Genomic DNA, 5,927 nt, shown 5'->3' with positions numbered 1-5,927 from the left:
CCACTGGAAGCCCTGAAAGCCGAGTTCCGGAGGCTGGACCAGGACGTACGTGCACACCTGGCAAGCCTGGCTGAGCGCGACCGCCTGCTGGCCGGGCTGGTCAAATCCCTGAACAGCAAGGTCGATACGCTGGCGCGCATTATCGCCTTTGAGCAAAATCCGTTGCAACCGGAGGACTGGCAGGATGTAACCCTGAGTGAGGGCGGGCTCTCGTTCCGCTGGCCGACAGCAACCTTTGTCGCGGGTGACCGACTGGCCATTCGAATGACTCTACCACCAGAGCTATACCAGCCAAGAGCCATTGCTGAAGTACTGGATACCGAGCACGACAACCAAGGCGGCACACGGGTTCACACGCTGTTTGTTGAACTGGATGACAGCGACCGTCAGCAAATTGCCCGGCATGTGATGCGTTGGCAGATTCGGCAACGACAAAAAGAGTAAGATACTGAAAAAGTGCTGACTTTTGCTAAGCTTTTCGGGATATTACGTTTTATTCATCTGCCGCAGACAGTGCGCAGTAATCATGCATTATTGGAGACTCCTCTATGACAAACTACCGCAATGTGATGGCTGCCGCCGTTCTGGCTACGGCTGTATTCGCTGGTTCAGCGCCACTGGCCCTTGCCGAGGAACTGAGGGTGCCGGTCGGCAGCCAGGCAGATAGAAGCCAGATCAGCCTGCCCGCGAACGGCATGAGTGAAGACTCCGTCCGTAATCGCTGGGGCACCCCCCAGGACATCAAGGGCCCGGTCGGAGAACCCCCCATCAGTCAGTGGCATTATCAGGATTTTGTCGTCTATTTCGAAGGTAACCGCGTAATACATGCTGTGGTAAAGCAACACAAAGACTGATCGACACCCGCTTCATCAAACAGTAAGGGCATCCGGCCAGGGAATGACAATGCACGGGCTGCATTGCTCAGATAGAATGGCGGCTTTTGCAAATCAAGGTGACTTATACAGTGACTTCCAGACGCACGTTGCCTGCGGAGTGGGCTCCCCAAAGCGCAGTCATGTTGACCTGGCCTCATCCCGGAACCGACTGGGCAAAGCGCATGGCCGACGTAGAGCCCGTATTCGAGGCCATTGCCAAAGCGGTCCTCCGTTTTGAACACCTGGTGATCAGCTGCGAGTTCGTGGCACGTCTCCAGCAACTTGGCCAGCAGCTGAACGCTTATGCCGAAGGCAATGGGTTACCAGGCCGCGTGATCACTGTGCCAGCCCCGGCCAACGACACCTGGGCCAGGGACCACGGCCCCATCACCGTGGATACCACCGACGGCACGACACTGCTGGACTTCCGATTCAATGCCTGGGGAGACAAATTTCCCTGGGAAAAAGACGATGCCCTCAACCGGCACCTGGCGAACGCGGGCGTTTTCGGCAAACACCCACTGCAGCCAGTGGATTTTGTCCTGGAAGGTGGCTCGATAGAATCCGATGGCGCCGGCACCTTGCTCACTACCAGCGAGTGCCTTCTGACTCCGTCCAGAAACCCATCCATGGATCGGACCGCTATCGAGCAATTGCTGGAGGAGGTCCTTGGGGTCGATCGTATTCTCTGGCTCAACCACGGTTATCTGGCGGGCGACGATACCGACAGCCACATCGATACCCTGGCACGGTTCTGCGCGCCTGATCATATCTGCTATGTGACTTGCCCGGATGTTGCGGACGAGCACTACAGTGCACTGGCGGCCATGGAAGAAGAACTGCAGGAATTCCGTCAGGCGGACGGCAGCCCCTATCGCCTGACCACCCTGCCCTGGCCCGACCCGATTTACGATGAGGACGGCGAACGGTTGCCAGCGACCTACGCCAACTTCCTGATCATCAACGGCGCAGTTCTGCTGCCAGTCTACGATGTGCCGCAGGACGAAGAAGCAGTTCGCATCATGGCGGGCATCTTCCCAGACCGGGAGATTATTCCAATTGACTGCCGCCCGCTCATTTACCAGCACGGCAGTCTGCACTGCGTAACCATGCAAATTCCTGCGGGGGTGGTAACGGTATGACCAGCACGAACACCAGCTCCAACCTGAAGGTCGCCGCCATTCAGCAAACCTGCAGTCCCGACAAGAACCGGAGTCTCGCGACATCCGAACGCCTGATACGGCAGGCTGCGGTGGATGGCGCGCAGTTGATTGTCCTGCAGGAGCTGCACGCCACCCAGTATTTCTGCCAGACCGAAGACACCGCCATTTTTGAGCTTGCAGAGCCCATTCCCGGGCCCACCAGCAACTATCTGTCTGGTCTCGCAAAAGAATTAGGCGTTGTGCTTGTGGGTTCTATTTTTGAAAGGCGCATGAATGGCGTTTACCACAACACATCTGTGGTGTTCGACACCGATGGCAGCCTGGCCGGGCTGTACCGGAAAATGCACATCCCGGACGACCCGGGCTTTTATGAGAAATTCTACTTTACTCCCGGTGATGCCACCTTCAATGACGGCAGCAGCGGGTTTACCCCCATCCAGACTTCCGTTGGTAAGCTGGGGGTCCTTGTGTGCTGGGACCAGTGGTACCCGGAAGCGGCCCGACTGATGGCACTGGCCGGCGCGGAAATACTGATCTACCCGACCGCCATTGGCTGGGATGTGACCGACGATCCAGACGAACAGGCCCGGCAACTGGACGCCTGGGTGACCGTTCAGCGTGGCCATGCGGTAGCCAACAACCTTCCGGTTATCGCCCCGAATCGCGTTGGGACCGAGCCAGATCCTTCCGGCCAAAGCGATGGCATCCGGTTCTGGGGGAACAGTTTCATCTGTGGCCCTCAGGGCGAGTTTCTGGCCCGCGGCAACGAGACTGACGAGTGTATCCTGTCGGTAACCCTGAACCGCCAGCGCACCGAATCCATCCGGAGAATCTGGCCGTACCTCAGGGACAGGCGCATCGATGCCTACGGCGACATTCTGAAACGGGTGAGGGACTGAAACCGGCATGAAACAGAAAATGGACACTGTCGTCAGCGCCCTTAACAAGGTACTGCTGGGCAAGGAGAATCAGGTTCGTCTGGCGCTCTGCGGCCTGCTTGCCCGCGGCCACCTGTTGATTGAAGATATTCCGGGCATGGGCAAGACCACCCTCTCCCATGCGCTGGCAAAAATCATGGGGTTAAGCTATCAGCGAATCCAGTTCACCAATGACCTGCTGCCTGCAGACGTCCTCGGCTACTCCATGTATGACAAGCAGGCCGGCGGGCTCGTGTTTCACCCCGGCCCCATCTTCGCCCAGGTGGTTCTGGCAGACGAAATCAACCGCGCGTCACCGCGCACCCAAAGCGCCCTGCTGGAAGCCATGGAAGAAAGGCAGGTATCCATTGAGGGGGAAACCCGACCACTACCTACCCCGTTCTTTGTGATCGCAACCCAGAACCCCATAGAGCAAGGCGGCACCTTTCCCCTGCCTGAATCTCAGCTTGACCGGTTTCTGATGCGCCTTCGGTTGGGCTACCCCGACCCGAAAGCGGAACGGGAGCTGCTGGAGGGCGAAGACCGCAAACACCTTACCGATCGTTTGCAGGCCATACTCCCGCACGATGAGCTGGTGGCCTTGCAGCAGGCCGTGGAAAAGGTATCCGCCAGCCCGGCTTTGCTGGATTACCTGCAACGCCTTCTTGAGCAGAGCCGGCGCATGCCCGGATTGCTTTACGGCTTGTCCCCGAGGGCGGGCCTCGGCCTGCTGAGAGCCGCCAAAGCATGGGCACTGATGGAAGGTCGTAATCACGTACTGCCCGACGACGTGCAGGCCGTCTTCCCCGCCGTAGCCGAACATCGCCTGGAACAGGGAGAATCCGGTAAAGCCCGGGAGCGGGTGCGCCAGCTGTTAACGACCGTATCGGTGCTTGAATAATCCGGGTCTGACCACATAGCAACGTTTTATAAGCCGCATTGGCGTAAACGAATGGCAGCCCGGTCATTTCATGTTAGCCTTTTGCCAGATTTCAGATGAGCGGCTCCCGTTCTGCCCTCCGAAGGGACAGAGGAGAGCCGTCGAATACGCATACTTCATTTCAGTGAGACACAGATGAGCGAAACCCGACATTCCCGACTGATCATTCTTGGCTCCGGCCCGGCCGGCTACACCGCTGCAGTCTATGCCGCGCGCGCCAACCTGAACCCGACCCTGATCACCGGTATCGAAGTGGGCGGCCAGCTGACCACCACCACTGACGTAGACAACTGGCCGGGCGACAATGACGGCGTTCAGGGCCCCGAGCTAATGCAGCGCATGCAGAAGCACGCCGAGCGTTTTGAAACCAGCATCGTGTACGACACCATCAACGAAGCTGATCTGAACAACCGCCCGTTCCGGCTCAAAGGCGACAACGGCGAATACACCTGTGACGCTCTGATCATTGCCACTGGCGCTTCTGCCATGTATCTGGGGCTTGAATCCGAAGAGAAGTTCAAGGGTCAGGGCGTGTCGGCCTGCGCCACCTGTGACGGCTTCTTCTACCGCAAGCAGAAAGTCGCGGTTATCGGCGGCGGCAATACTGCTGTGGAAGAGGCTCTGTATCTCTCGAACATCGCTGATGAAGTGACCCTGGTTCATCGCCGTGACAAGCTTCGGGCCGAGAAGATCCTTCAGGACAAACTCTTCGAGAAAGCAGAAAACGGCAACGTCAACATCATCTGGGACCACACCCTGGACGAAGTGCTCGGCGATGGCACCGGCGTTACCGGCATGCGCATCAAGAGCACCAAAGATGGCAGCACTCAGGATCTCGAGCTGGCCGGCGTATTTATCGCGATTGGCCACAAGCCGAATACCAGCCTGTTTGAAGGCCAGCTGGATATGACCAACGGTTACATCCGGATTCGCTCTGGCCTGGAGGGCATGGCCACCCAAACCAGCATTCCGGGCGTGTTCGCCGCGGGCGACGTAGCTGACCACGTCTATCGGCAGGCTGTGACGTCCGCCGGTTTCGGGTGCATGGCTGCGCTGGACGCCGAGAAGTTTCTTGACCAACAGGGCTGACAGCTCAGAAGCAGAATGACGTCGCTACCCTGGCTGGATCCTGATCAACTCTGGTTTCCTCCCGCAGAAGAAGCGCTGGAGGATCCCGATGGACTGCTTGCCCTGGGTGGCGACCTGTCTCCGGAACGCCTGATTCTGGCCTATCGGAATGGCATTTTCCCCTGGTTCAGTGACGACCAGCCCATTCTCTGGTGGTCACCCAACCCTCGTTGCGTGCTGTTTCCCTCTGACATCCACATCTCCCGGAGCCTGCGCCGGACACTGAACCAGCGCCGATTTCGTATCACCACCGATCACTGTTTCGGCCGCATCATCCGACTCTGCGCAAACACCCGCGCTGAGGGCACCTGGATAACCGACGAAATGATGGCAGCGTATACAGAACTTCATAGACGTGGCATCGCCCACTCCATTGAAGTCTGGAATCGCAACAATGAGCTCGCAGGCGGCATGTACGGACTGGCTATCGGCCGCTGCTTCTTCGGCGAATCCATGTTTTCACTGGAAACCAACGCCTCCAAGGTTCTGATGGTGCACCTGGCACATCAGTTGGGTGAATGGGGCTATCAGTTCATGGATTGTCAGGTGGAGAGCGACCATCTGCTGACGATGGGTGCGAGCAGTATTCCTAGGGCCGAGTTTTTATCTATACTCAGGGCATGTGTCGATCGGAAACCGGACCAGCCAGACTGGAACTTCAGCTGGCAATGGCCCTGCCCGGAGGTGAAATGAGTAATCTCAGAACGCTCGTTTTCTTTGCCACCCCTCCTCACGATTGCAGTTACCTGCCAGACCGTGAAGCGACCACCATGTTTGTGGACCCTCGCGCCCACATCGACAAAAAGCTATACAGCCAGTTAACCGCACTGGGCTTCCGTCGCAGCGGCTCACATTACTACCGTCCGCACTGCGAAAGCTGCAACGCCTGTGTTCCGGTGCGCCT

At 58.1% G+C, this 5,927-nt stretch carries 7 protein-coding genes and 1 pseudogene; all 8 read left to right on the top strand.

Annotated features, from left to right (window positions below; all coding sequences use genetic code 11):
- Nucleotides 1-444 (top strand): PilZ domain-containing protein (locus B3Y70_RS17320; protein WP_288590214.1); only part of this gene is annotated, 444 nt, incomplete at its 5' end.
- Between the two features lie 104 nt (nt 445-548).
- Nucleotides 549-854, top strand: coding sequence for a hypothetical protein (locus B3Y70_RS17315; protein WP_114433967.1), 306 nt, complete (start codon nt 549-551; stop codon nt 852-854).
- Between the two features lie 110 nt (nt 855-964).
- Nucleotides 965-2,017 carry an agmatine deiminase family protein gene (locus B3Y70_RS17310; protein ID WP_286714322.1) on the top strand — a complete coding sequence of 351 codons (1,053 nt, stop codon included), beginning with the start codon at nt 965-967 and terminating at the stop codon, nt 2,015-2,017.
- Nucleotides 2,014-2,937: a carbon-nitrogen hydrolase gene (locus B3Y70_RS17305; protein WP_153740033.1), complete on the top strand. Its 924-nt coding sequence runs from the start codon at nt 2,014-2,016 to the stop codon at nt 2,935-2,937. The genes B3Y70_RS17310 and B3Y70_RS17305 overlap by 4 nt, the downstream gene beginning before the upstream one ends.
- Before the next feature lie 7 nt (nt 2,938-2,944).
- Nucleotides 2,945-3,856 carry an AAA family ATPase gene (locus B3Y70_RS17300; RefSeq protein WP_022991062.1) on the top strand — a complete coding sequence of 304 codons (912 nt, stop codon included), beginning with the start codon at nt 2,945-2,947 and terminating at the stop codon, nt 3,854-3,856.
- Between the two features lie 174 nt (nt 3,857-4,030).
- Nucleotides 4,031-4,984, top strand: a complete 954-nt coding sequence (trxB, locus tag B3Y70_RS17295) for a thioredoxin-disulfide reductase (RefSeq protein WP_153740034.1) — start codon at nt 4,031-4,033, stop codon at nt 4,982-4,984.
- A gap of 15 nt (nt 4,985-4,999) precedes the next feature.
- Nucleotides 5,000-5,716, top strand: coding sequence for a leucyl/phenylalanyl-tRNA--protein transferase (gene aat, locus B3Y70_RS17290; protein ID WP_153740035.1), 717 nt, complete (start codon nt 5,000-5,002; stop codon nt 5,714-5,716).
- Nucleotides 5,713-5,927 (top strand): annotated as a pseudogene (locus tag B3Y70_RS17285) (arginyltransferase); the annotation flags it as partial. The gene aat and the pseudogene B3Y70_RS17285, both read left to right, overlap by 4 nt.

This window comes from Marinobacter sp. UBA5687 (genome assembly GCF_002420325.1).
GTDB lineage: Bacteria > Pseudomonadota > Gammaproteobacteria > Pseudomonadales > Oleiphilaceae > Marinobacter > Marinobacter nauticus.
Note: the sequence above shows the minus strand (reverse complement) of the source record. Positions and strands in the feature narration are given on the sequence as shown.